This is a genomic window from Mariniflexile litorale (assembly GCF_031128465.2).
Lineage (GTDB): Bacteria > Bacteroidota > Bacteroidia > Flavobacteriales > Flavobacteriaceae > Mariniflexile > Mariniflexile litorale.
The window spans coordinates 3,946,653-3,970,727 of record NZ_CP155618.1 but is presented as its reverse complement, the minus strand read 5'-3'; the positions used below and the strand labels follow the sequence as shown (position 1 = coordinate 3,970,727).

General features: G+C 32.0%; 20 protein-coding genes. 7 read left to right on the top strand and 13 right to left on the bottom strand.

Translation table 11 applies throughout. The features are described 5' to 3' along the window. Positions 1–8: 8 nt before the first annotated feature. From QLS71_RS16760 to QLS71_RS16750, 3 genes are read right to left on the bottom strand one after another with little or no spacing between them, the layout of a single operon-like run. Positions 9–1,325, bottom strand: coding sequence for a nucleotide sugar dehydrogenase (locus QLS71_RS16760; protein WP_308991934.1), 1,317 nt, complete (start codon positions 1,323–1,325; stop codon positions 9–11). Positions 1,326–1,329: 4 nt separating this feature from the next. Beyond that, positions 1,330–2,712, bottom strand: a complete 1,383-nt coding sequence (locus tag QLS71_RS16755) for a nucleotide sugar dehydrogenase (RefSeq protein WP_308991933.1) — start codon at positions 2,710–2,712, stop codon at positions 1,330–1,332. Further along, positions 2,712–3,713 (bottom strand): SDR family oxidoreductase, encoded by a 1,002-nt coding sequence (locus tag QLS71_RS16750; RefSeq protein ID WP_308991932.1) that lies wholly within the window; start codon positions 3,711–3,713, stop codon positions 2,712–2,714. Before QLS71_RS16750 ends, QLS71_RS16755 begins: the two co-directional genes overlap by 1 nt. Positions 3,714–4,439: 726 nt before the next feature. Between QLS71_RS16750 and QLS71_RS16745 the strand changes: the two genes are divergently transcribed. Genes QLS71_RS16745 through QLS71_RS16730 form a run of 4 tightly spaced genes read left to right on the top strand, consistent with a single transcriptional unit; the run spans position 4,440 to position 10,710 of the window. Further along, positions 4,440–5,570: an aminotransferase class I/II-fold pyridoxal phosphate-dependent enzyme gene (locus QLS71_RS16745; RefSeq protein WP_308991931.1), complete on the top strand. Its 1,131-nt coding sequence runs from the start codon at positions 4,440–4,442 to the stop codon at positions 5,568–5,570. After that, positions 5,567–7,507 carry a nucleoside-diphosphate sugar epimerase/dehydratase gene (locus QLS71_RS16740; protein ID WP_308991930.1) on the top strand — a complete coding sequence of 647 codons (1,941 nt, stop codon included), beginning with the start codon at positions 5,567–5,569 and terminating at the stop codon, positions 7,505–7,507. Before QLS71_RS16745 ends, QLS71_RS16740 begins: the two co-directional genes overlap by 4 nt. A 41-nt stretch (positions 7,508–7,548) precedes the next feature. Continuing rightward, positions 7,549–8,322 (top strand): polysaccharide biosynthesis/export family protein, encoded by a 774-nt coding sequence (locus QLS71_RS16735; RefSeq protein ID WP_308991929.1) that lies wholly within the window; start codon positions 7,549–7,551, stop codon positions 8,320–8,322. Positions 8,323–8,328: 6 nt separating this feature from the next. After that, entirely contained in the window at positions 8,329–10,710 is a 2,382-nt protein-coding gene (locus QLS71_RS16730) for a polysaccharide biosynthesis tyrosine autokinase (protein ID WP_308991928.1), read from the top strand. On the opposite strand, the gene QLS71_RS16725 is transcribed toward QLS71_RS16730, so the two are convergent. Further along, positions 10,703–11,449 (bottom strand): CpsB/CapC family capsule biosynthesis tyrosine phosphatase, encoded by a 747-nt coding sequence (locus QLS71_RS16725; protein ID WP_308991927.1) that lies wholly within the window; start codon positions 11,447–11,449, stop codon positions 10,703–10,705. The two genes, QLS71_RS16730 and QLS71_RS16725, sit on opposite strands and share 8 nt — an antisense overlap. A 47-nt stretch (positions 11,450–11,496) precedes the next feature. Further along, positions 11,497–12,564 (bottom strand): 3-dehydroquinate synthase, encoded by a 1,068-nt coding sequence (gene aroB, locus QLS71_RS16720; RefSeq protein WP_308991926.1) that lies wholly within the window; start codon positions 12,562–12,564, stop codon positions 11,497–11,499. A gap of 94 nt (positions 12,565–12,658) precedes the next feature. On the opposite strand from aroB, the gene QLS71_RS16715 reads away from it, so the two are divergent. Then, positions 12,659–13,837, top strand: a complete 1,179-nt coding sequence (locus QLS71_RS16715) for a proline dehydrogenase family protein (RefSeq protein WP_308991925.1) — start codon at positions 12,659–12,661, stop codon at positions 13,835–13,837. Positions 13,838–13,840: 3 nt separating this feature from the next. On the opposite strand, the gene QLS71_RS16710 is transcribed toward QLS71_RS16715, so the two are convergent. The 4 genes from QLS71_RS16710 to QLS71_RS16695 form a co-directional block, all read right to left on the bottom strand. Beyond that, positions 13,841–14,902, bottom strand: a complete 1,062-nt coding sequence (locus tag QLS71_RS16710; RefSeq protein WP_308991924.1) for a polysaccharide biosynthesis protein — start codon at positions 14,900–14,902, stop codon at positions 13,841–13,843. Positions 14,903–15,000: 98 nt separating this feature from the next. Then, positions 15,001–15,597, bottom strand: a complete 597-nt coding sequence (locus QLS71_RS16705; protein ID WP_308991923.1) for a sugar transferase — start codon at positions 15,595–15,597, stop codon at positions 15,001–15,003. Next, positions 15,597–15,971, bottom strand: coding sequence for a hypothetical protein (locus tag QLS71_RS16700; protein ID WP_308991922.1), 375 nt, complete (start codon positions 15,969–15,971; stop codon positions 15,597–15,599). Before QLS71_RS16700 ends, QLS71_RS16705 begins: the two co-directional genes overlap by 1 nt. Positions 15,972–16,005: 34 nt before the next feature. Further along, positions 16,006–17,205, bottom strand: coding sequence for an alanine dehydrogenase (locus QLS71_RS16695; RefSeq protein WP_308991921.1), 1,200 nt, complete (start codon positions 17,203–17,205; stop codon positions 16,006–16,008). Between the two features lie 203 nt (positions 17,206–17,408). Between QLS71_RS16695 and QLS71_RS16690 the strand changes: the two genes are divergently transcribed. Next, positions 17,409–19,841: an outer membrane beta-barrel family protein gene (locus tag QLS71_RS16690; protein ID WP_308991920.1), complete on the top strand. Its 2,433-nt coding sequence runs from the start codon at positions 17,409–17,411 to the stop codon at positions 19,839–19,841. Here the strand turns inward: QLS71_RS16690 and QLS71_RS16685 are convergent. The 4 genes from QLS71_RS16685 to QLS71_RS16670 all read right to left on the bottom strand — a co-directional run bounded on the left by QLS71_RS16685 (position 19,838) and on the right by QLS71_RS16670 (position 22,712). Further along, positions 19,838–20,278: a hypothetical protein gene (locus QLS71_RS16685; protein ID WP_308991919.1), complete on the bottom strand. Its 441-nt coding sequence runs from the start codon at positions 20,276–20,278 to the stop codon at positions 19,838–19,840. The genes QLS71_RS16690 and QLS71_RS16685 overlap by 4 nt on opposite strands. Positions 20,279–20,321: 43 nt before the next feature. Then, positions 20,322–20,465, bottom strand: coding sequence for a hypothetical protein (locus QLS71_RS16680; protein ID WP_308991918.1), 144 nt, complete (start codon positions 20,463–20,465; stop codon positions 20,322–20,324). A 194-nt stretch (positions 20,466–20,659) separates the two neighbouring features. Then, complete coding sequence (gene tsaE, locus QLS71_RS16675) at positions 20,660–21,067, bottom strand: tRNA (adenosine(37)-N6)-threonylcarbamoyltransferase complex ATPase subunit type 1 TsaE (protein WP_308991917.1); 408 nt, start codon at positions 21,065–21,067, stop codon at positions 20,660–20,662. 91 nt (positions 21,068–21,158) lie between these two features. Beyond that, positions 21,159–22,712 carry a PglZ domain-containing protein gene (locus QLS71_RS16670; protein ID WP_308991916.1) on the bottom strand — a complete coding sequence of 518 codons (1,554 nt, stop codon included), beginning with the start codon at positions 22,710–22,712 and terminating at the stop codon, positions 21,159–21,161. A 105-nt stretch (positions 22,713–22,817) separates the two neighbouring features. Between QLS71_RS16670 and QLS71_RS16665 the strand changes: the two genes are divergently transcribed. Continuing rightward, positions 22,818–24,044, top strand: a complete 1,227-nt coding sequence (locus QLS71_RS16665) for an HD domain-containing protein (RefSeq protein WP_308991915.1) — start codon at positions 22,818–22,820, stop codon at positions 24,042–24,044. Positions 24,045–24,075 lie beyond the last annotated feature (31 nt).

Here is a 24,075-nt window from a genome sequence, read left to right as displayed (position 1 = left end):
TTGTTAGATTATAATTTACCATCTACTTTTTCTTTAATAAACCCCTTAACATCATACAATACACCGTTGGTGTTTAATAAAGTCTTTAGGTTTAATTTTAAAAATTCTTGGTGTGCTACAGCAAGTACCACAGCATCGAATTTGTATTCCTGTTCTTCAACGGAACCAGAGCGATTCAAAAGAGGGAGATGAGTTGTTGTTGTTAAGCCATACGCATGCTTGACTTCTTCAGGGTTTGCCCAAGGATCGACCATCGTGAGGTTAACACCGAAACCTTGTAATTCCTCAATAATGTCTATGACTCTTGTATTACGTACATCGGGACAATTTTCCTTAAAGGTTATACCCAGTATTAAGATATTTGCTCCTTTAATTTTGATGTCTTTTTGAAGCATGAGTTTGATGACTTGCATGGCTACATATTGCCCCATACTATCATTCACACGACGTCCCGCTAATATGATTTCTGGATGGTACCCTAGTTCTTGTGCTTTTTGCGCTAAGTAATAGGGGTCGACCCCTATACAATGCCCGCCTACTAAACCCGGTTTAAAAGGTAAAAAGTTCCATTTGGTACCTGCAGCTTCCAAAACCGCATGGGTATCAAGGTCCATCAAATTAAAAATCTTAGCCAATTCATTAACGAAGGCAATGTTGATATCGCGTTGTGAATTTTCAATAACCTTCGCTGCTTCGGCTACTTTTATAGAAGGTGCTTTATAGGTACCTGCCGTAATTACCGAACTATAGAGTTTGTCTATTTTATTGGCTATTTCGGGTGTGGATCCTGAAGTTATTTTTAAAATAGTATCGACGGTATGCTCTTTATCACCTGGGTTGATCCGTTCGGGGGAATAGCCTGCAAAAAAATCTTTGTTGTATACTAAACCACTGGCTTTTTCAATAATGGGGATACAATCTTCTTCCGTTGCACCTGGATAAACCGTCGATTCAAAAACAACCATATTACCTTTTGTAATAACACTTCCAATCATTTTACTAGCCATATATAAAGCCTGCATGTTTGGTCTGTTATTCTTATCTATAGGGGTAGGTACTGTAACAATATATACATTGCAGTCTTTTAGATCCTCTTGGTTTGAAGAACAGTATAAACCTATTTGCGCATCGTTTTCCTGTTTTAAGACAGCTTTTAATATTTTTTCTTCAATTTCAAGCGTTGCATCTTTACCTATTTGTAACTGATCCACTCGATTTGGATTAATATCAAAACCTAATACAGGGTATTTTGTAGCAAATAAGCGGGCGAGAGGCAAGCCTACATACCCCAAACCAATAACCGCTATTTTTTCGTTTTGACTCATTAATTTATTGTCCTATCGCATAATATTCAAAACCTATTTTTTCCATTTCAGATTTATCTAAAATATTTCGACCATCAAAAATAAATGCCGGTTTTTTCATGTTTGCATAAATTTCTTCCCAATTATAGGTTTTAAATTCATCCCATTCGGTCATAATAGTTACCGCATGTGCCTCTTTTAAAGCTTCATAAGGGGAGGTAACGGGATTTACGTATTCTAGGTTTTCTGCTTCAGATCTGGTGTTTAGATAATTTAAATCGCTTTGAATTTTTACATCAGATACTTTAGGGTCGTATACTGAAATATAGGCCTGTTCACTAAGTAAATGATCTGCTACATAAATAGCCGCTGATTCTCTAGTATCGTTGGTGTCCTTTTTAAAAGCCCATCCTAAAAAAGCAATTTTCTTTCCAGAAACGGTGTTGTATAATGTTTTTATTAACCTATCCGAAAAACGTCTTTTTTGATGGTCGTTCATGATAATAACTTGTTCCCAATAATCAGCCACTTGATGTAAATTGTATGATCTCGCTATGTATACTAAGTTTAAAATATCTTTTTGAAAGCAAGAGCCGCCAAACCCCACGGAAGCGTTTAAGAATTTTGACCCTATTCGCGAGTCAAATCCAATAGCTTTAGAAACCTCTTTTACATTAGCTCCTGTATGTTCGCAAAGTTCGGAAATGGCATTGATGGACGAAATACGCTGTGCTAGAAAGGCATTTGCAGTTAATTTTGACAATTCAGACGACCATAAATTGGTTCTTAAAATTCGATCTTGCGATACCCAACTGCCATAAATATTAGCAAGGCATGCAATGGCATCTTCAGATTCGCCTCCAATTAAAACACGGTCTGGGTTCAATAAATCTTCAATAGCTGTGCCTTCAGCCAAAAATTCCGGATTGGATAAGATATCGAATTGCACCCCATTACCGGTATTGTGTAGAATGCTTTTAATGGCCTCTGCGGTTCTAACAGGCAGGGTTGATTTTTCTACTACAATTTTATTTGATTTCGCTACTTCGGCTATATTTCTAGCACAAAGCTCAATATATTTCAAATCGGCCGCCATGCCTTTCCCTTTCCCGTAGGTTTTGGTAGGGGTATTGACTGAAATAAAAATCATTTCAGATTCGGATATTGCTTTATTTATATCTGTAGAAAAGAAAAGGTTTTTATCTCTTATTTCGCTTACAATTTCGGCTAAACCCGGTTCATAAATGGGTAATTTAGATAGATCTTTATCGTTCCAAGCAGCAATGCGTTCGGCATTGATATCTACGATAGTAACTTTAATGTGTGGGTTTTTTTTAGCAATGATAGCCATGGTTGGGCCACCTACATACCCTGCGCCTATGCAGCAAATATTTTTTATTGATTTCATTATATTTTATTGTTTTTCCAATACCATTTCACAGCTTCTTTAAGTCCTGTTTTTATATTGTATTTGGGATGGTAATTTAATAAGTTTTTAGCTTTGTTAATAGATGCTAAAGAGTGGGGGATGTCTCCCAACCGGTTGGCACCGTATTCTATGTTTATATTTTTAATAGTCTCGTCAAATTCTGATAAATAAGTTTTTAACAAATTAGCCAATTCTAGTAAGCTTGTTCTTTCTCCACACGCCACGTTGTAAACGGTATTTAAGGCTTCTGTATTGGTGGTAGTTAATGCATTTATATTCATTTGCACCACATTATCTATATAAGTAAAGTCTCTAGAATAACTCCCATCTCCATTAATTAATGGCGACTCGTGGTTTATAAATTGTTGTACGAATTTAGGAATTACTGCAGCGTAAGCCCCGTTGGGGTCTTGGCGTTTACCAAACACATTAAAATACCGTAAACCAATGGTATCAAAATGGTAAGTGGTATGGAAAATATCCGCATATAATTCATTAACATATTTCGTGATGGCATAAGGAGATAAGGGTTTACCAATGGTTTCCTCCACTTTAGGTAAGCCTTCGTGATCTCCGTAGGTGGAGGAGCTTGCTGCGTAAACAAAACGGCTTACTCCAGCATCTCTAGCGGCCACGAGCATGTTTAAAAACCCAGAAACATTCACCTCGTTAGTGGTGATGGGGTCGTTTATAGAACGTGGTACAGAACCCAACGCTGCTTCATGTAATACATAATCCACATGTATACAAGCTGTTTTACAATCCTCTAGGTTTCTAATATCACCTTTAATAAGTGTAAACAGGTTGTTTTTTAAGAAAGGTTGAATATTTTGTGTTTTTCCTGTAGAAAAATTATCTAAACAAACTACTTCTATATGATGGTTAAGCAAGGTTTCACATAGGTTTGAGCCTATAAAACCAGCACCTCCGGTAATAAGAATCTTCTTATTACTTAATGTTTTTAGTTGTTGCTCAGTCATTTTTAGATTTGGTATGATTAACAGCAGCGCAAATATTGTAAAAAATATATTAACAAGCCTTAACTATTATACATATGTATTGATTTTTCCGATGAAAGTCGGTTTTTTTGAAAGTTGAAAGTTGAAAGTTGAATATTAAATATTAAAAGTAAAAAATTAGAAGTTGGAGGTTAATAGGAGGGAGTGCTTAATGAGATCTTCGATAGGCTCAGAATGACTTATGATAGTTATGAGTTATATGGGGTTGTGGATGGTGAAATGTGATTATTTTATGGCCTGTTTTAGTTAGGATTACATAATTACATATCGATTATATGCCAAGTTTTACTGTGAATGAAATATTAAAATGTAGTTAACCGATTTTAATTACTCTTTTAGCGAATTAACTTAATTCTTAGCTTTTTGATTAAAAACAATTACTAGATTTACACCATAAATTACAAAATTGAATTGATTAATAGCATCATTAATTTAATTGTAAAAATGAAACTAAATATATTTTTAAACTCTCAATTTTAATCTATCTATTTGGATAGAAAATTAAAAACATTTAGTAACAGTTATAATTAAGCTAATAATTTTAAAATTTTGTTTTATGTATCAAAGAAGTACTAATCAAAAAAAGCAGATAGATTTTATAACAACTTTAGTTTACACTAAAGCAAACTTTATACGCTAATTTTTGACTTCTTAATACGATTATAATTTTATTGAATTAAATTTAAAATGTTGACCAAAACCAAAATATACTTATCCTCACCTCATATGGGTGGCTCTGAACAAAAATTTGTGAATGAAGCCTTCGATACCAATTGGATAGCTCCATTAGGCCCCAATGTAGATGGTTTTGAAGCGGATATCCAAAATTATTTAGGAAATGATTCTCATGTAGCTGTATTAAGTTCGGGAACGGCAGCAATACATTTAGCACTTCAATTATTGGGTGTTTCAAAAGGGGATGAAGTATTATGCCAAAGTTTTACTTTTTCAGCCTCTGCAAATCCTATTATTTACCAAGGCGCCACACCTGTTTTTATTGATAGTGAGTCGGACACATGGAACATGTCTCCTGAATTACTTGAAATTGCTATTATAGATCGTATTGAAAAGAATAAAAAACCAAAAGCTATTATAGCGGTTCATTTATACGGTATGCCCTATAAAGCAAAGCAGATTAATGCTATTGCAAAAAAATACGATATTCCAGTAGTAGAAGATAGTGCTGAAGCTTTAGGAAGTAGCTATTACAATACCGCTTGTGGAACACTTTCGGATATTGGTATATTGTCTTTTAATGGTAATAAAATAATTACCACATCGGGTGGTGGTGCTCTTGTAACTCACCATTTAGAGTTAAAGAACCAAGCTGTTTTTTTAGCGACGCAAGCCAGAGACAACGCTCCTCATTACGAACATTCATCTGTTGGATTTAATTATAGAATGAGCAATGTGTTGGCTGGGATAGGTCGTGGGCAAATGGAAGTGTTGGATAAGCACGTAGATGCTAGAAGAGCTAATTATAATTTTTACAAAACGCATTTATCGAACCATTCTTCTATTTCATTTTTAGAAGAACCAGAAGGTTTTTATTCTAATAGATGGCTTACTTGTATTACAACCAATTCATTTGAATTACGAGAAGCAATAAGACTGAATCTTTTAAAAGAAGATATTGAGTCAAGACCTTTATGGAAACCTATGCATATGCAACCTGTTTTTAAAGACTGTTTGCACTTTACAGATGGAACCTCGGAAACACTTTTTAACAAAGGACTGTGTTTACCAAGCGGATCTAATTTAAGTCAAGACGATTTGAATAGAATACTAGACATTATATTAAAAACCCCAAACCTATGATAAACAATTACTTCATCTATCTCTCACAAAAATACGCCTCAAAATGGTTGGTTTTTGCAATTGATTTAGCAATCGTACTGATAACCTTTTGTGCTTCTTACTTTATAAGGTTTAATTTTACTTTAAATTTTGATTTTAACCAGTTCTTATTTCAAATACCTTTTATCCTGATTGTTGCTTCTATTAGCTTTTTCGTTTTTGGATCTTTTAAAAGTGTTATAAGACATACTGGGTTTACCGACGTGGTTAATTTATTTAAAGCGGTTGCTTTAATGTCTATTTTAACGGTATTATTTGTACTCGTAAATAAAGAGTTAGACTTTATGGAAGGGTTTACCATACCATTATCCATATTAACCATGCATGCTTTGTTAAGTTTTGTGTTATTGATTTCTAGCAGACTGGTTTTTAAAATGGGTTATAATCATTTGAAATGCAGATACATCGCATCCAAAAAAGTGCTTATTTATGGCGCTGGAGATTCTGGGATTGTTACTTATAATGCTTTAATTAGCAACGTTAAAGAAAAGTTTCATGTTGTTGGGTTTATTGATGATAATTCTAGAAAAAACGGGAAATCTATTAATGGTATTTCCATTCTTAACAAAAATAAAATTGATCAAGCTTATATAGATTCTAATAATATAGATGAGATAATAATAACATCTGAAAACATTACTAAAGACAGTTTACTTAGTTTAGTAAGTTTAACGGTTAAGATTACTAAAGTGCCACCTATTGAAAGTTGGATTAATGGGGAGTTAAATGTTCGCCAAATCAAGCAAGTACAAATTGAGGATCTTTTAGGTCGCGCACCCATTCAAATAGATAACCCAAACCTTTTAAATGAATTTAAAGGAGAAACGGTGTTAATTACTGGTGCTGCAGGTTCTATAGGTAGTGAGTTAGTTAAACAATTGGCTAATTTTGATGTTAAAGAATTAATATTAGTTGATCAAGCGGAGTCTGGATTATATGATGTACAACAAGATTTAATACGTGATGGGAAGCGCCATTTTACGGCTATTGTGGCCGATATTAGAGATGGTTTAAGAATGGATAGTATTTTTCAAGAATACAAACCTACCATGGTGTTTCATGCAGCAGCCTATAAGCATGTGCCTTTAATGGAAAAATCACCTTATGAAGCTATTAAAATTAATGTGAATGGTACAAAGCTTTTAGCGGATACATCATCCCGTTATAACGTTAAGAAATTTGTTTTTATTTCTACTGATAAAGCAGTAAACCCAACGAGTGTAATGGGGGCCACCAAACGTATGGCCGAAATGTATATTAGCTGTTTACAAAAAGAAAGTAAAACCAAGTTTATTACCACGCGTTTTGGTAATGTATTGGGTTCAAACGGTTCTGTTATCCCTTTGTTTAAGAAACAAATTGAAAATGGAGGGCCATTAACCTTAACACATCAAGATATTACGAGGTACTTTATGACCATTCCAGAAGCTGCACAACTGGTTTTAGAGGCGGGAACTATGGGGAAAGGTGGTGAAATATTTATTTTTGACATGGGCGAGTCGGTTAAAATTTACGATTTAGCTAAAAACATGATCAAACTTTCTGGACTTAACTTTCCGGAAGATATTGATATTAAAATAACAGGTTTACGCCCTGGTGAAAAACTTTATGAAGAACTATTAGCAAATGGAGAGAATACCTTGTCTACTTACCATAAAAAAATAATGATAAGTAAAACAAGAGAACTGGACTATGCTTCTGTAAAATCGGAGATAGAAGAATTATGTATCACCAACCGTTTCCAAAACAATAATATCGTTTTGAAAATGAAACGATTGATACCTGAATATAAATCTAATAATTCTGATTACGAACGCTTTGATAAAAAAGTTCAAATCTATAAAAAAGTGAAAAACATTTTGCATGATAAAACGGACAAAACATACGGCAACATATAATCGAGCAAAAATTTAGTATTTTCCCCCAAATAATTTTACAAATGATACTTTCCATTTTAAGAAAAAAAATGTTTATTTTGTTGTATACTGCTGTTTTAGTATTAACATCATGTTCAACAAAACGAGACATTGTTTATTTTCAAAACGCAAAAGATTTTGAAACTATCGTAGACACCGAAACCTTTAAAGCCAAATTAAAAGTAGGCGATATTGTTAGTGTTTACGTTTCTACAATGGATCCCACGGTTACCAAGCCCTATAATTTAATGATTGAAACGGGCTCGAGTGGTCAATTGATAGATTATTTAATAGATGTGGATGGTAACATCGATTATCCTATTTTAGGCAAGGTTAAATTGGTTGGGCTCACTACCGAGGAGGCGAAAGAACTTTTTAAAAAGAAATTTTCTGAAGGTCAACTGCTTAAAGATCCCGTAGTTATTATTAGAGTATTAAATTTTAGAATTACAGTGGCTGGAGAAGTGAGAAGCCCAGGGGTTTATCCAGTATCTGGTGAACGTGTTTCCATACTTGAGGCCCTAGGGATGGCTGGTGATTTAACAATTAAAGGACGAAGAGATAATATATTAGTTGTTAGAGACTTTAATGGCACCAAAACCTATACACGTGTCGATTTAACCAACAAAGAAGTTTTTAACTCCCCTGTGTATTATTTAACACAGAATGATTATGTGTACGTTGAACCTAATAATTCATCTATAAGTAATGCTTCTGGAGATTCTAGAGTTGGCACCATTATTAGTATTACCTCTTTTATTTTAACAACCACTCTTATTTTTGTTACAAGAAATTAGTTACTCATGATGGATATAAATAATATTTCAAAAATAGAAACTTCCAATTCTTTTAATTTAAAGAAAATGCTTTCTTTGTATTTTAAACAATGGAAATGGTTTGTTTTAAGTTGTTTTCTTTGTTTAGTAGCTGTTTATTTTTACTTAAGATATACAACACCTCAGTATTCTGCTACTGCTAAAATCATGTTAATTAGTGAGAACGACCAGACATCTCCTTTGGCTGCTTTGAGTGATTTATCTCCTGTAAATAGTACCAATGCAGAAGTGGAGGATGAAATTTTGGTTATAAAGTCGAAGCGCGTTGTAGAGAGTGTTGTAAAATCTCTTAATTTAAATGTGCAATATTTTACTCAAGGTCTTGTTTTAGAATTAGAGCTTTATAAAAATGCGCCTATTGATGTTAGTTTTATTGTTACTGATTCTTTATTCAATGCTGTTGATTTTAATTTTTTTATAGATATTAATACTGATACTAGTTTTGAATATAGAGTTAATGAAACAGATGAACCTATCATTAAATCATTTGGTGAGAATATTTCAACTTATTTTGGAAGTTTCGTAGTAACTCCTAAAAATAAAAACACTCATAACTTAATAGGAAATAACTATAGGGTTAAAGTGAGCCCTGTAAGTTCTATGGCAAATGAGTTAAGAAATAAAATTGAGGTTTATCAATCGTCTAGTTCTTCAAAAATATTAGATATTTATTTTACAGACCCCATACCTCAAAAAGCAACCGACATTATTGATGGTATAATTTATGAATATGATATTTATACCACGCAATTAAAAAATATTCGCTCTAAAAATACAGCAGACTTTATTGACTCGCGTGTGCAACTTATAGCTTCCGATCTGGTAAATGTAGATGACAGCATTGTGCGGTTTAAAACCGGTAATAAGTTAACAGATGTAAGTTCGGAAGCAGGTCAGTTTTTAAATTCAAGTGTATTAAATGAACAAGCACTTACGGATAGTAAAACTCAGCTGCGTTTACTGAATTACATGAATGAATCATTAGAGACTTCTGGATCTTTAAAACCCATCCCTTCTAATTTAGGCATGGGAGATCCTTCCATAAGCGCGCTTTCTTCAAAATATAACGAGCTATTAGCCAGTAGAGAACGTTTATTAAAAAGTGCCGGAGAGAAAAATACGGTGGTTGTAGAATTAGATCAAACCTTAAGCAGTATTAAACAAAGTTTAGGGCAAAGTATCAATAACTCTAAAAAAACCTTAAACATTCAAATTAATAGTCTTGAAAATCAATTAAGTAAGATTAATTCAAAGATATTTTCTGTACCTGGACAAGAAAGTAAATTGAGAGGTATAGAACGAAAACAAGGTATTAAAGAATCCTTATACCTTTATTTATTACAAAAAAGGGAAGAGGCTGCTATTACATTAACATCCACAGCACCTAATTTAAAAATATTGGATGAAGCGTATTACTCTGGATCGCCGATATCTCCCAATAAAAAAATGATGTATCTAGCTTCATTATTTTTGGGGTTAATCATTCCTTTTGGAATAATTTATTTAAGAGACTTATTAGACGCCAAAATTCACAATAAAGAAGATTTAGAGAAAGAAATTAAAAACATTACTGTTTTAGGTGAAATTCCTAAAGTGAATGCTAGAAAAGCAGAAAAGCTATTAATAGAAAAGAATGACAGATCTATTTTGTCTGAGTCTTTTAGAATTGTAAGAACTAATTTCGATTATGTAAGACGTGGTAGAAATGTAGAAAATTACGAAAATGTTGTTTTTGTAACCTCAACTATTAATGGGGAAGGCAAATCTTTTTTCAGTATTAATACGGCACTTACCCTAGCGAATACAAATAAACGTGTATTATTAATTGGTGCGGATATTAGAAATCCACAAATACATTCAGCAATTAAAAATCAAATTAAGCCTAATAATTCAGGAGTTGGATTGACCGAATATTTAGTTGATAAATCTATTTTAGTAGGGGAAACAATTAATACCTATACTATTAATGATATAAAAATAGATATTTTACTTTCAGGAAAAGTACCACCTAACCCTGCAGAGTTATTAATGAGTGGTAGAATTAAAGAGTTATTTGATTATGCCTCTAACCAATACGACATCGTTATTGTAGATACGGCACCTGCTATGTTAGTAACGGACACCTTATTAATTAGCCAATACGCAGGACATACTATATATTTAACTCGAGCAGGTTATACCGAAAAGCAAGTTCTAAACTTTGCAAAAGAACTTCATGCTTCCAAAAAATTAAATGGTATGATGTTGGTTGTAAACGACGTGAGTCAAGCAAACTTTGGCTATGGTGCTAAATATGGGTATTATGGAGCTCCAGAAAAGAACAGTTTTTTAAAGAAAATTTTTAAATAACTGAAAATGTCGTATTTGTATTATTAATTAAATACGCTACTTTCTTTGAAGTTTTTTTATTTAAAACTAAGTTTGAGAGTGTTTCGATGTGGGTGGTATGGTGCGTATCCGTACCAACAAAATCAATAAGATTCCTTTCAATTAAATAGTTCGCTATTTTTTCCACACTAGTACCATAATAGTCACTTAATGACAATAAGTTAAGCTGAAAAAAGCATCCTAATTGTTTTAACTTGTCGTAATATTGAAGGTTGTTGTGGTAAAATGTATAACGTTCTGGATGCGCTAAAACAGGTAAATAACCTTTGGTTTTAATTTTAAAAATAAGAAATTCTAAATTAATAGGAGGCTGAAAATAAGACATTTCAATAAGTACATAGCTTCCTTTTAAGGTAAAAAGATTCCCTTCTTCCAATAATTTTTCAAATGTGGTGTCCAGCATGTATTCAGCAGCTGGATTTATTGAAATAGTACTTAATACGTTTGTATTTAAACTTTCTAATAATAATTCATAGGCATTCCCAATAGTTTCGTCGGTATTCGGATAAAAATCCTGCATAATATGTGGGGTAGGGATAAATTGCCTAACCCCTAATTCTTTAAGTCTTTTAATTAAATCAATAGATTCTTCAACGCTTTTTGCACCGTCGTCTATCCCTGGAAGTATGTGATTATGAATATCTACAAAGCCTTCAAGTAAATCCTGTAAAAAGTATTTTTTAGAAAAAAAATGTAGCATTACAAAATTGAACCAATTAAAAAGTTAGTGTTAAAATGAGTTTATGCTTATGAGGCATAAAATTCGAAGGCATCTATAATGATTTTATCATCAACCAAACAATCTATTCTTGGTTTTCCAATAGTTTCTAGTAGCACAAAGTTGATATTACCATGATTGTTTTTTTTATCATATTTAAGTAATTCAATAATGGTTGGATATTCAGATGGCTCAATATTTATTTTACCGTAATAATCCACAAACAGGGTTTTAATATGATGGGCCACTTGTTTTGGAAACCCAGCTAATTCCGTAGAAATATAAGCAGCTAAAATCATACCAATAATAATGGCTTCACCATGGAGTAACGTTGTTTTATTAGGGTTGCTTAAAAAATGTGATTCTATAGCATGACCGAGGGTGTGGCCAAAATTTAAGGTTTTACGAAGGTTGTTTTCTAAGGGATCGATTTCAACTACATTCTTTTTAATCATTACCGATTCATAAATTAAATCGTCTAAATCATCTAAAGAAAGTTTTGACAAATCTTGAAATTTATTCCAATAATTTTCATCACTAATTAATCCATGCTTTAGCATTTCGGCTAAGCCAGAACGCATTTGGTTTTGTGGTAATGTGCTTAAAAAATGAGTATCTATAAGAACTAAATCGGGGTTGCTTATCACACCTATTTGATTTTTTAAATGGCCCAAATCGACACCTGTTTTACCACCAACCGAGGCATCTACCATAGATAATAGGGTAGTAGGTACATTCACGTAAGCAATGCCGCGTTTAAAAGTACAGGCAACAAAACCGCCTAAATCGGTAATAACACCTCCACCAATATTTATAAGCAGACTTTTTCGGTCGGCATTTAATTCAGAAAGGGTATTCCAAACACCCACACATGTTTCAATGGTTTTGTTTATTTCACCAGATTCTATTTCAATTATTTCAATAGCACGCTCTGTTTCTATCCTTTTTAAAAAATATGCTAAGCAATGTTGATGTGTGTTTTCATCTACTAAAATAAAAATTTTAGAAAAATTACTCTTTTTAAGATGTTCATTTAGAGAGGAATAACAAATATTATTAAAATGAATAGTACACTTATTTGTTGTTATAGAATCCATAAATAGTTATTTTTTTTGAAAACACGAAATTAAGGAGATTTTATATAAAATGGTAACTTGTGGTTAATTATATTTGCAGCAAATTTTGAATAAAATGCAAAGAAACACCCCCATTTTTGATAATACTGAAATTGCTTTTGCTTTAAAAAGTGATTCAGAACTGAAACGCGCCTACTTTTTGTTCAAAATGATTTCTATAGAACCGTTGGTTAGAATAGGTACAGCCGTTACAAATTTTGCTTTAAAAGCCCATTTACCCATTGAAGGACTCATTCGTTATACAGTATTTGATCATTTTTGTGGTGGTGTTAATGAAGAAGATTGTTTACCTGTTATTGATAGAATGTATGAAAAAGGGGTGAGCTCGGTATTAGATTTTTCGGTGGAAGCTAAAGAAAGTGAAAAGGAGTTTGATTATGCCCGAGATGTTATTCTTAAAATTATCGAGTTCGGTAAAGCAATTAAAGCCATTCCGATAGCTGTTTTTAAACCATCTGGTTTTGGTCGTTTTTACTTATATGAAAAAATAGGCAAAGGGGAGCCTTTAACGAACCAGGAAGCGGAAGAATGGCAAAAGGTTGTAGAACGGTTTGATGTGGTTTGTAAAAAGGCTAAAACAAACAATGTTGCTGTTTTAATAGATGCGGAAGAAAGTTGGTTTCAAGATGCTGCCGATGCATTAATAACCCAAATGATGGAAAAATACAATACTGATAAACCTGTTGTTTTTAATACCCTACAAATGTACAGGCATGACCGGTTCGCTTTTTTAAAGAACGAGCACAAAAAGGCCCAAAAAGGGGGGTACTTTCTTGGCTATAAATTGGTGCGTGGTGCCTATATGGAAAAAGAAAACGACAGAGCTAAAGAAAAAGGTTATAGGTCTCCTATTTGTACGAGTAAAGTAAATACAGATAAAAACTTTAATGCGGCTTTAAACTATATGATAAATCATTTAGATTGTATGTCGGTGTTCGCAGGAACGCATAATGAAGCAAGTTCATACCTGCTTATGGATTTAATGACCGAAAAAGGTATAAAGAATAATGATTCTAGAGTGTGGTTTGGACAACTATACGGTATGAGCGACAATATCAGTTTTAATTTAGCAGCGCTAGGGTATAACGTGGCGAAATATGTGCCCTTTGGTCCTGTAAAAGACGTGATGCCTTATTTAATACGGCGTGCAGAAGAAAACACATCGGTAGCTGGACAAACAAGCAGGGAAATGGCGCTCTTAAAAAAAGAGAAAAACCGACGTAAAACTTTATAAAAGCTAAATATAGTTTAATAGCATATTTTTAATTTCTTGAGGAGATAGGTAAGGAGTGATGTTTAGAAGATCATTTAAATTTATACTTTTAATGGGCTTTTTATTCTTTCGTTTAACAAGTAAAATATCTTTATCTGTAGTTGCCACTAATACTTCGTTTTGCCAAATAATGTCTTCATCATGTTTTTCTCCAGGGCGTAATCCTGTAATTTTAATTTCTACCGTGTTATTTTTTGCATAAGTTTCTATAAAGCATTGTGCTAAATCTATCAATTTAATAGGTTCACCCATATTAAAAGTAAAAATATGTGCGTCTGGTTTGTTAAAAGCAGCAATTTTTAAAATTAAATGACAGGCTTTATGTTTATCTATAAAATAGCGTGCTATGGTTTTACTGGTAATTGTTAAAGGCAATCCCGAATCTATTTGCTTTTTAAAAAGAGGTAAAACAGAGCCGTTGGATCCTATAATATTTCCAAAGCGGGTTATTACAAATTGCGTGTTGCTTTTTTGAGCTAACTGAATAATGTAATTTTCTGCAATGTATTTAGTAAGTCCCATAACGCTAATTGGGTTTACAGCTTTGTCGGTAGATATTAAAATGAATTTATTAACTTCATATTTTATAGCTAAATCTGCCAATAATTTGGTGGCTAAAATATTTGTTTTAACAGCTTCGTAGGGATGGGCTTCCATTAAAGGCACATGCTTATACGCTGCGGCATGAAAAATTACTGTAGGCTTATAATTTTCAAAAAGATGAGTTACAGAACAAACGTCATTAATATTTATAAGCAAATAGTCTATTTTATTTAACGCTTCATTTTCAAACGTTTTAATTAAGTTATAAAGAGGGGATTCAGCAATATCAATAAGAATCAGTTTTTTATAATCACAAGCTAAAATATGTTTGGCAAGTTCACTACCAATAGAACCTGCTGCTCCTGTAATTAATATGGTTTCATTAGAAAAATTGAAGTTTTGACACGCTTGTTCTGTATTTAAATGAATAACCCCAGACTTTTCAATCAATTCTTTTATATGGTTGTAGGTTGCTTGGTTCATTTAATAACGCGCGTTTGGTTAAGTGTTTTTTATGAGGTTAAATACCTTTCCAAAATAGGAAGAATATCGTGTTAATCCAAATGGTATACCGAGAAGTATTATTTTGCTACAACTTTGATGATGGTAATAAAGATGAGCTTTAAATCGAAGACGAAACTTCTACTTCTTATATATTCTTTATTGTACTTTAATTTGTCTGGGATGATGGTTTTTATAAAAAACTCTTCAGGATTTTCAGCAGCTTTCAAAAGCTCTACCTCATTTCTATATTTTAATGAAGCAAGTCCTGTAATTCCTGGTCGAACCACAAAAATTCTCATATCATCTTCGGTGTAAAAATTCACATAATAGCGAAGTTCAGGTCTGGGGCCAACAAAACTCATGTCGCCTTTTAAAATATTTATAAGCTGTGGGAATTCGTCAATTTTATAGCGTCGTAAAAAGTAGCCTATTTTTGTAATTCTAGAATCATGGTTCCCTAGAGTAAGCAATCCTTTCGTTTCCGATTGAATACGCATGGTTCTAAATTTATAAATATGGAAGTCTTTATTGTTTTTCCCAACGCGCCCTTGAATAAATAAAATGGGGCCTTTAGAATCTAATTTTATAAGTATAGAAATAAGTAATAGGAAAGGCGCCAGTAGAATGAAACCAATAATTGAAAATACTAAATCGAAACAGCGTTTGGCAATCATTAATCGGCGATTCTAAAATGGGTTATGGTAGCAATGCTATCGCAATTTTCAATGGTTAATATAATTTCTTTTTCATTATAATCGCCTTCAACTTTATAAATACCACAAGGTTTTTGTTTCGCATTACTTTCAGAAAAATTAACATCACCTTTTCTTAGTACATACTGGATAGCAACAGAATCTAAGTTATTATGGAGTAATTGAGATTGAATGTTATTTACATACTTAATTTTTTTTAACCGTATATTTTTTAATACACGTGCATCGGGTCCGTAACTACACGATGCTTTTTTTCCATTTAAAAAAAAGGCTAATAGTATTAGACCAAGAGAGAAACCTCCTAAGTAATAACCAATACGTTGAATTAATTTCATTTAATATAATAGGCGTTTTATTGAGTTGGTTAATTTAAAAAATAATTAAATTGATATCACTATAATTTAAATCAAACCATTCACCAACAGATTTACTAGTTAAAATTCCGTGGTAAAAATACAATCCATTTTTTAAACCTCTATCAAATCGAAGGGAATTTTCTAAACCGCCGTCTTCTGCAATTTTTAATAAGTAAGGTGTAAAAATATTACTAATTGATACTGAGGCTGTACGTGAATATCTTGCCGGAATGTTGGGTACACAATAATGAACCACACCATACTTGATAAAGGTTGATTGTTTGTGGTTTGTGACTTCGCTGGTTTCAAAACACCCGCCCATATCAATACTAACATCGATGATGATCGCACCTTTTTTCATAGATTGTACCATCGCTTCTGAAACTACAATAGGCGATCTATTGTTCCCTCTTACGGCACCTATAACTACATCGCAACGTTTTAAAGCTTTAGTTACATTTTTTGGTTGCATGGTAGAAGTAAAAAGCGGTCTTCCTAAGTGGGTTTGAATACTTCTTAATTTTGTAATAGAATTGTCGAATATTTTAACATTGGCACCCAGTCCAATAGCACTTCTTGCTGCGAATTCACCCACGGTTCCCGCTCCTAAAATAACCACTTCTAATGGGGGTACACCGCTAATATTCCCAAACATTAAACCGTTACCGCCTTTGGTGTCGGATAATAATTCGGAAGCAATGAGTACCGATGCTGTACCTGCAATTTCGCTTAAAGACTTTACGGCAGGATAGGTACCGTCAGAATCTCTAATAAATTCAAAAGCCAAGGCTGTAATGCGTTTAGAGGCAAGTGCTTCAAAATATTTTTTAGTTTGCGTTTTAATTTGAAGCGCAGAAATTAAAATGGTTTGCGGATTTATAAGTTTTATTTGTTCTAAACTGGGTGGTTCTACCTTTAGTATCATGGGGCAGGCAAAAACCTTTGCGGTATCGTTGGTAATTTCAGCACCCGCTTCACTGTAGTCTTTATCACTAAAATTAGCACCATCCCCAGCACCAGATTCTAATAATACCCGATGCCCATTGCTAACAATTGCAAAAACAGCATCAGGTGTTAAACAAACACGTTTTTCTTGAAAAGCCGTTTCTTTTGGAATTCCAATATATAATTCACCCTTACGTTTAAATATCTCAAGGGTTTCTTCTTGAGGTAAAAGTTGTTGCTTGGTAAAAGGAGACAATTGCTTTGCCATGATTATTTAGTTTACAAAAATCAAATTACACATAAATTTTTTATTGTATTGAGACATTTCAAAAATAACTATTTTAGATTTTATAAGATGACTATTAGTAGTATTTAATCTGAATTATTTAATTTGAACGGAAAAGTTTAAAAACTCATGTGCCTGATCTTTAATTAATATAAATTTATATTTTTGTAAACAGATGCAAATTTATGTTTAGAAAATTATTAACCTGTTCGTTATGTATATCCTGTTTATTAAGTTATACCCAAGATTATGTTTTAACAGGTAATGTTGTAGATGAAAAGAATCTCCCCGTAAGTTTTTCTAATGTTGTTTTATATAGCGGTGATAATCTTATTTTTATAGATGGCACTACAACTAATGAAGAAGGTGTTTTTCAATTTAAAAATTTAAAATTCAACACCTATACTCTTATAATAAGCTATATCGGTTTTGAAGAAAGTAAAAGCACTGTTTATTTTGATAAAAGCAAGCATCTAGGCGCTATCATTCTTAAAGAAAAGTTTGAGAGTTTGGATGGTATTACGGTTGTTGCGAAACGCCCCACCGTTAAACGCATGGTAGATCGTTTGGTTTTTAATGTTGAAAACTCAACGCTTTCCAATAACAATGTATTTGATGTATTGAAGCATACACCAGGTGTTTTGGTTCTAGACGGCTCAATTACGGTTAAACATTCTACACCAACCATCTACATAAATGATAGAAAAGTACATTTGTCAAACAATGAAATCCAACAACTTTTAGAAGGGATATCTGCAAATAATGTAAAATCTATTGAAGTTATTACAAATCCACCAGCAAAGTACGAAGCGGAGGGAGGTGCGGTAATTAATATTATTACGAGTGAAAATATTACAGCTGGGTATAACGGTAATGTTTTTGGCAACTATAAGCAGGGTAGCGAATACCCTAAATACTCATTTGGAAGCAGTCATTTTTTCAAAACAGAAGAATTGAACACCTATATTAATTATAGTATTAATCCAAGAAAAGATTATAGACACAATAACGAATTTATAAACTTTATTGAAAACAACCAAAATACATCCAGTTGGGAAACCGATTTTAAAAGAACGCGAGAAACGTCTAATCATAATATAAATGCTAGTATTAATTATAAATTGAATGAAAACAATAGTTTAGGCTATTCTACAAGTATTTTAATATCTCCTAGAGAAAACACTAAAACATTTGTTAATTCTTTAACGGAAGTTTATAACTCCAACCATGTTTTAGATTCTACATTTAATACTATCAATAGATTAGTAGATGAAACATTTAATTTAGCTTTTACTTTAGATTATATTCATAAATTTAAAAAGGAAGGTGAAAAATTATTAGTTAGTGTCCATCACACCAATTATGATTTCTCGAGTTTTCAAGATGTAAAAACAGGTTATTTTTTACCTTATGAAAGCACCTCATTTAGGAATAATAATTTTCAAACATTTTCGAGTCAAAAAATAAAGTTATATACAGGTCAAGTAGATTATGAATTACCTATTAGTTCCTTAGTGCAATTTGAGGCTGGAGCTAAAATTTCTAATATAAATTCTGAAAGTATTTTAATCCAATATATTTTTGAAAATGAAGAAAAAGTTGTGGATAGTGAAAATTCAGATACATTCTTATATGATGAAATCAATTACGCAACCTATACAAGTTATTCAAAAGATTGGGAAAACTGGAGTTTAAAGTCTGGTGTTCGTCTTGAATATACAAACATTAAAGGAAATTCTTTATCCACCCATACTACCAACAATAAAGATTATTTAAAACTTTTTCCTTCTTTTTATTTATTGAGTAGATTAAATGACCATAATGATATTTACTTTAATTACAATAAGCGTATTTACCGCCCTAGGTATAGTGAATTAAACCCATTTAAGTATTTTTTAAATGATAATGCGTTTATAACTGGAGACCCTAAATTAAAGCCGCAGATTGATGATGTATTCACCTTAGGTTATACCTTTAACAAAAATTATACATTTGAATTATACTATCGTTATGAGAACAATCCAACTTTAGAAATTACATTTCAAGATAATGATGAAAATATATTAAAATATATTAATACAAACATTGATAAAAGCATTTCATATGGGATAGATTTCACAACCTATACAAAACTCACAAATCAATGGAATATTTATGTATTATCTTCTTTGTTTCACTATGAGAATCAATTTTATGCTTTAGAAAGTAATAATGAATTAACAGAAATAAATAAATGGTCTCTATATGGTAATGTCATTAATTATTTCACGTTTTTGAAAGACAATAGCTTAGCATTCGATGTGTCTTATTTGTATATATCCTCTTTGCTAAACGGGCCCACAAACGTTAGCACCCGACATGGGTTGGATTTAAACCTAAAAAAAACATTATGGAAAAACAAAGCTTCTATAAGTATTGGCTATACAGATATATTTAACAACCAAAATTTTAATACTTCAACTAAATACTTAAATCAAGATGTTTTGTCTAAATCTAGAATGGAAAATAGATTGTTTACATTAGGCTTTAATTATAAATTTGGAAATTCAAATCCAAAGAATGATCAAAAAGAAATTGAGTTAGATGAACGTGACAGACTAAACTCTAAAAACAATTAAAAGTATTGCTTAATTTTCTCCCAAAAGTTTTTGGGCGACATTTTAAATTCTTCTTCCAATTCTTCCATTGATTTAGAAGCATCGTTAATCTTATTAAAAATTTGAGCTTTTATAAGATATATGGAAGGGACAATAACAGCCATCACTGGAATTAAATACATCAATTGAAACTCGTCTAGGTATTTGGTGTCGCCATGTATCAAAGAAAATATTTGAAAAACATACATGGAAATGGGCACTAATAATACATGATACCACCAATGTCTGCATGTAAAAAACCAAATAAACAGTAAAAAAAGCGGAATCATTTTACTAGTGAGAATCCACATGGCTACATTAGCACTCTGATAATTATCACTTTTATAGGTAAATAAAAAAGTGTTCCATACCGGAGTATCGGGAACACTTTCATATAGGTAGAATAAATAGGGGGTCATAGCAATTAAAGTGGCTACGACACTCCCGATTATTAAAGTTCTCCTATCCGTCTGTAGGAACTTTGATTTTTGTTTTATCAACTTTTGCTGTTGTTGTTCCATCTAAGTTGTATGCATTAGCTGCATAAGCTGTAAACAACATTCCTCCGAATATCGCGATGGCGATAAAATACTTTTTAGTTTTCATTTTATAAGGGATTTAATTAATTAATACCCAAATTTAACTAAAGACTATTTTGAAGGATATGCCGAATTGTTAAAATTACGTTAAAAACATGGTTTTGTCAATTTTACGTTATGGGTTTCCCGTAATAAAGTAAAATTCAATACATTTTGTTGTGTTTTAATTATCATTTATAGCTTTTTGCATGTTTATTTTTCTTAATTTATTAGGGTTAACATTCTACTATTATCAGGAGTTAACTCCAAAGTTATGGTATCAAAAGGATTATCTAATATTGGCTTAATAACCTCAGGCCATTCTATCAAAACCCAATGATTGGAATCTAAATAATCTTCAATACCAAAATTATACGCTTCTTCTAAATTTTTAACTCGATATAAATCGAAATGAAAAATTTTATCAGTTTTTAATTCATATTCATTAACAATCGAGAAGGTTGGGCTACTCACTTTATCGCTGCTACCTAATTCTTTTACTATGTTTTTAATTAAAGTAGTTTTACCAACGCCCATTTCTCCATACAGCAAGATGGTTTTACTTTTTAAATTTTTCAACAGCTTTTTTACAACTGCATCTATATCAATTAATTGAAATTCTATTTCCAACTTTAAATTCTGTTTATGCGCAATATTACAAATTAAAACTTAAAAACACTAATAAAAACGTATTTTATCGGTGTTTTTGGTATTACATAGATTATTTTGGATTGAACACTGCAAAAGGAATAATCATTTCTTCGAGAGAAACACCACCATGTTGATAGGTATTTCTAAAATAACTAACATAATGATTATAGTTGTTAGGATACGCAAAGAATAAGTCACTTTTTGCAAAAATATAAGAACTGCTCATGTTTATTGAAGGTAAATGCACCTCTTTGGGGTCTTTAAAAACCAGTACGTCTTTGCTTTCATAAGTCAAACTACGTCCTGTTTTATAACGCAGATTTAAACTGGTATCTCTATCTCCTATAACTTTTGAAGGGTTTTTTACATTTATGGTGCCATGATCTGTGGTTAATATAAGTTTAAAACCTAATTGTTGGGCCTGTTGTATCATTTCTAAAAGCGGGGAATTTTTAAACCAGCTTAAGGTTAATGATCGGTATGCTTTATCATTGGACGCTAATTCTTTAACAACTTCCATTTCGGTTTTGGAATGCGAAAGCATATCTACAAAATTATAGACAATAACATTGAGGTCGTTGTTTTTTAAAGTTTTGAAGTTTTCTACTAATTTTTTACCTGCTTTTAAATTGGTTATTTTATGAAATTCATGGCTGTAATGATTTAATCCCAATCGTTTCATTTGTGTTTTTAAAAAATCCTCTTCATGTAAATTTTTACCACCTTCATCCGTATCATTTTTCCAAAATTGAGGAAAAAGTTTTTCCATATCGCTTGGCATTAATCCAGAAAAAATAGCATTTCTAGCATATTGGGTTGCGGTTGGTAATATGCTATAAAAGGCTTCTTCTTTTTCTTTTTTGTAATGATTATTTATGATAGGTTCAAATACTTTCCATTGGTCATATCTTAAATTATCAACAACAACTAATAGGGTAGGTTGGTCTTTACTCAACTCGGGTGCAATTTTTTCTTTAAAGAGCGTATGCGACATGATGGGAGCTTCGGTATTATGCAAAAACCATTTAGCGTAATTTTTTTCTATGTACTTGCCAAAATGGGTGTTAGCCTCGTTTTTCTGAGATTCCAATATTTCAAACATACCTGCATCTTCAATGTTTTCAAGTTGAAGTTCCCAATAAATTAGTTTTTGATATAAAGCCACCCATTCTTCATAAGAGTTAACCATAGACAAATCCATAGATATTTTTCTAAACTCTTGCTGGTAGTTTGAGGTCGTTTTTTCTGAAATAAGTCGGGAATGATCTAAATTTTTCTTTAAACTTAAGAGAATTTGATTGGGATTCACGGGTTTTATAAGGTAATCGGCTATTTTATTGCCAATAGCTTCTTCCATAATATATTCTTCTTCACTTTTTGTAATCATAACAACAGGAAGATTGTCTTGTTTCTCCTTTATTTCATTTAAAGTTTCAAGCCCCGTAAGTCCAGGCATATTTTCATCTAAAAAAACAATGTCAAAATTTTCACTTTCAAGAATTTCTATAGCTTCTGTGCCACTTTTACACGTAGTAACAATATAGTTGCGTTGTTGTAAGAATAATATATGTGGTTTCAATAAATCAATTTCATCATCTACCCAAAGTATTTTTATTATATTCATTTATATGTTTTTAATAAGTGTTAATATTAATTTGTTCATAGTATAGTCTTTTATATATACGGTATATAATTATATTTGTGTCTATTAAACCCTAACTTTTAAAGTTTGAACAAACTTAAAATATTAAACGACCCAATTTACGGATTTATTACGATTCCAAACTCTCTTATTTTCGATTTAATACAGCATAAGTATTTTCAGCGTTTGAGAAGAATTACGCAAATGGGGATGTCTTATTTAGTATATCCGGGAGCACATCATACCCGGTTTCATCATGCTATTGGGTGTGTGTATTTAATGCAGAAAACGGTTAATGTACTTCGGTTTAAAGGAGTTACAATTTCGAATGACGAAGAAACAGGGCTATATGCTGCTATTTTATTGCACGACATTGGTCATGGTCCTTTTTCGCATGCCATGGAACATAGTATTGTGGAAAGCGTCTCTCATGAGCAGATTTCTTTGCTTTTTATGGAGCGTTTAAATGAAGAATTTAACGGAAGTTTAACGCTTGCAATTAATATTTTTAAAGGCGAATACCCCAGAAAGTTTATGTGTCAGCTCATTTCAGGACAATTTGATATGGATAGAGCCGATTATTTAAAACGCGATAGTTTTTATACAGGGGTTGCAGAAGGCAATGTGAATAGTGAACGTTTAATAACCATGCTTCATGTGGTGAACGATGAATTAGTAGTAGAAGAAAAAGGTATTTATAGCGTAGAGAAATTCCTAATTGCAAGACGTTTTATGTATTGGCAAGTGTATTTACATAAAACAGGCTTGGCTGCCGAACAATTATTAATTAGAGTGCTCCAACGTGCCAAAGAGCTACATAATAACCACCACAAATTAGAAGCCAGTAAACCACTGTTGTACTTTTTAGAAAATAAAATTTCAATAGAAGATTTTAATAAAAACATACTGAATGTTTTTTCTCAATTGGATGATTTCGATATTATTTCGGCAATGAAACACTGGCAATTTGATTCCGATTTTGTGTTGAGTAATTTGTGCGAAATGATAATTAATAGAAATTTGCTAACAGTTAAATTAAAAAAGAAACCTGTAAAAGAAAAAGAGTTACAAAAACATATAGACACATGGATCTCGAAATATAACATTTCAGAAAACGAAGCTAAATATTTTGTATTTACAGGAAGTATTTCAAATCAAGCCTACCAAAACAATCATAAAGGAATTAATATATTACACAAATCAGGCAAGGTTGAAGACATCGTTAAAGCATCGGATCAACTTAATTTAAAAGCTTTATCAAAACCCGTAACCAAGTACTATATCTGTTACCCAAAAGAGTCCATAACAAATTAATTTGTGAATAATTATTTAATTTAAAATTTAA

Excerpts from the sequence above, each read along its gene's own strand:
- QLS71_RS16760 (WP_308991934.1), bottom strand. The coding sequence starts at position 1,325 with ATGAGTCAAAACGAAAAAATAGCGGTTATTGGTTTGGGGTATGTAGGC.
- QLS71_RS16755 (WP_308991933.1), bottom strand. The coding sequence starts at position 2,712 with ATGAAATCAATAAAAAATATTTGCTGCATAGGCGCAGGGTATGTAGGT.
- QLS71_RS16750 (WP_308991932.1), bottom strand. The coding sequence starts at position 3,713 with ATGACTGAGCAACAACTAAAAACATTAAGTAATAAGAAGATTCTTATT.
- QLS71_RS16745 (WP_308991931.1), top strand. The coding sequence starts at position 4,440 with ATGTTGACCAAAACCAAAATATACTTATCCTCACCTCATATGGGTGGC.
- QLS71_RS16740 (WP_308991930.1), top strand. The coding sequence starts at position 5,567 with ATGATAAACAATTACTTCATCTATCTCTCACAAAAATACGCCTCAAAA.
- QLS71_RS16735 (WP_308991929.1), top strand. The coding sequence starts at position 7,549 with ATGATACTTTCCATTTTAAGAAAAAAAATGTTTATTTTGTTGTATACT.
- QLS71_RS16730 (WP_308991928.1), top strand. The coding sequence starts at position 8,329 with ATGATGGATATAAATAATATTTCAAAAATAGAAACTTCCAATTCTTTT.
- QLS71_RS16725 (WP_308991927.1), bottom strand. The coding sequence starts at position 11,449 with ATGCTACATTTTTTTTCTAAAAAATACTTTTTACAGGATTTACTTGAA.
- aroB (WP_308991926.1), bottom strand. The coding sequence starts at position 12,564 with ATGGATTCTATAACAACAAATAAGTGTACTATTCATTTTAATAATATT.
- QLS71_RS16715 (WP_308991925.1), top strand. The coding sequence starts at position 12,659 with ATGCAAAGAAACACCCCCATTTTTGATAATACTGAAATTGCTTTTGCT.
- QLS71_RS16710 (WP_308991924.1), bottom strand. The coding sequence starts at position 14,902 with ATGAACCAAGCAACCTACAACCATATAAAAGAATTGATTGAAAAGTCT.
- QLS71_RS16705 (WP_308991923.1), bottom strand. The coding sequence starts at position 15,597 with ATGATTGCCAAACGCTGTTTCGATTTAGTATTTTCAATTATTGGTTTC.
- QLS71_RS16700 (WP_308991922.1), bottom strand. The coding sequence starts at position 15,971 with ATGAAATTAATTCAACGTATTGGTTATTACTTAGGAGGTTTCTCTCTT.
- QLS71_RS16695 (WP_308991921.1), bottom strand. The coding sequence starts at position 17,205 with ATGGCAAAGCAATTGTCTCCTTTTACCAAGCAACAACTTTTACCTCAA.
- QLS71_RS16690 (WP_308991920.1), top strand. The coding sequence starts at position 17,409 with ATGTTTAGAAAATTATTAACCTGTTCGTTATGTATATCCTGTTTATTA.
- QLS71_RS16685 (WP_308991919.1), bottom strand. The coding sequence starts at position 20,278 with ATGACCCCCTATTTATTCTACCTATATGAAAGTGTTCCCGATACTCCG.
- QLS71_RS16680 (WP_308991918.1), bottom strand. The coding sequence starts at position 20,465 with ATGAAAACTAAAAAGTATTTTATCGCCATCGCGATATTCGGAGGAATG.
- QLS71_RS16670 (WP_308991916.1), bottom strand. The coding sequence starts at position 22,712 with ATGAATATAATAAAAATACTTTGGGTAGATGATGAAATTGATTTATTG.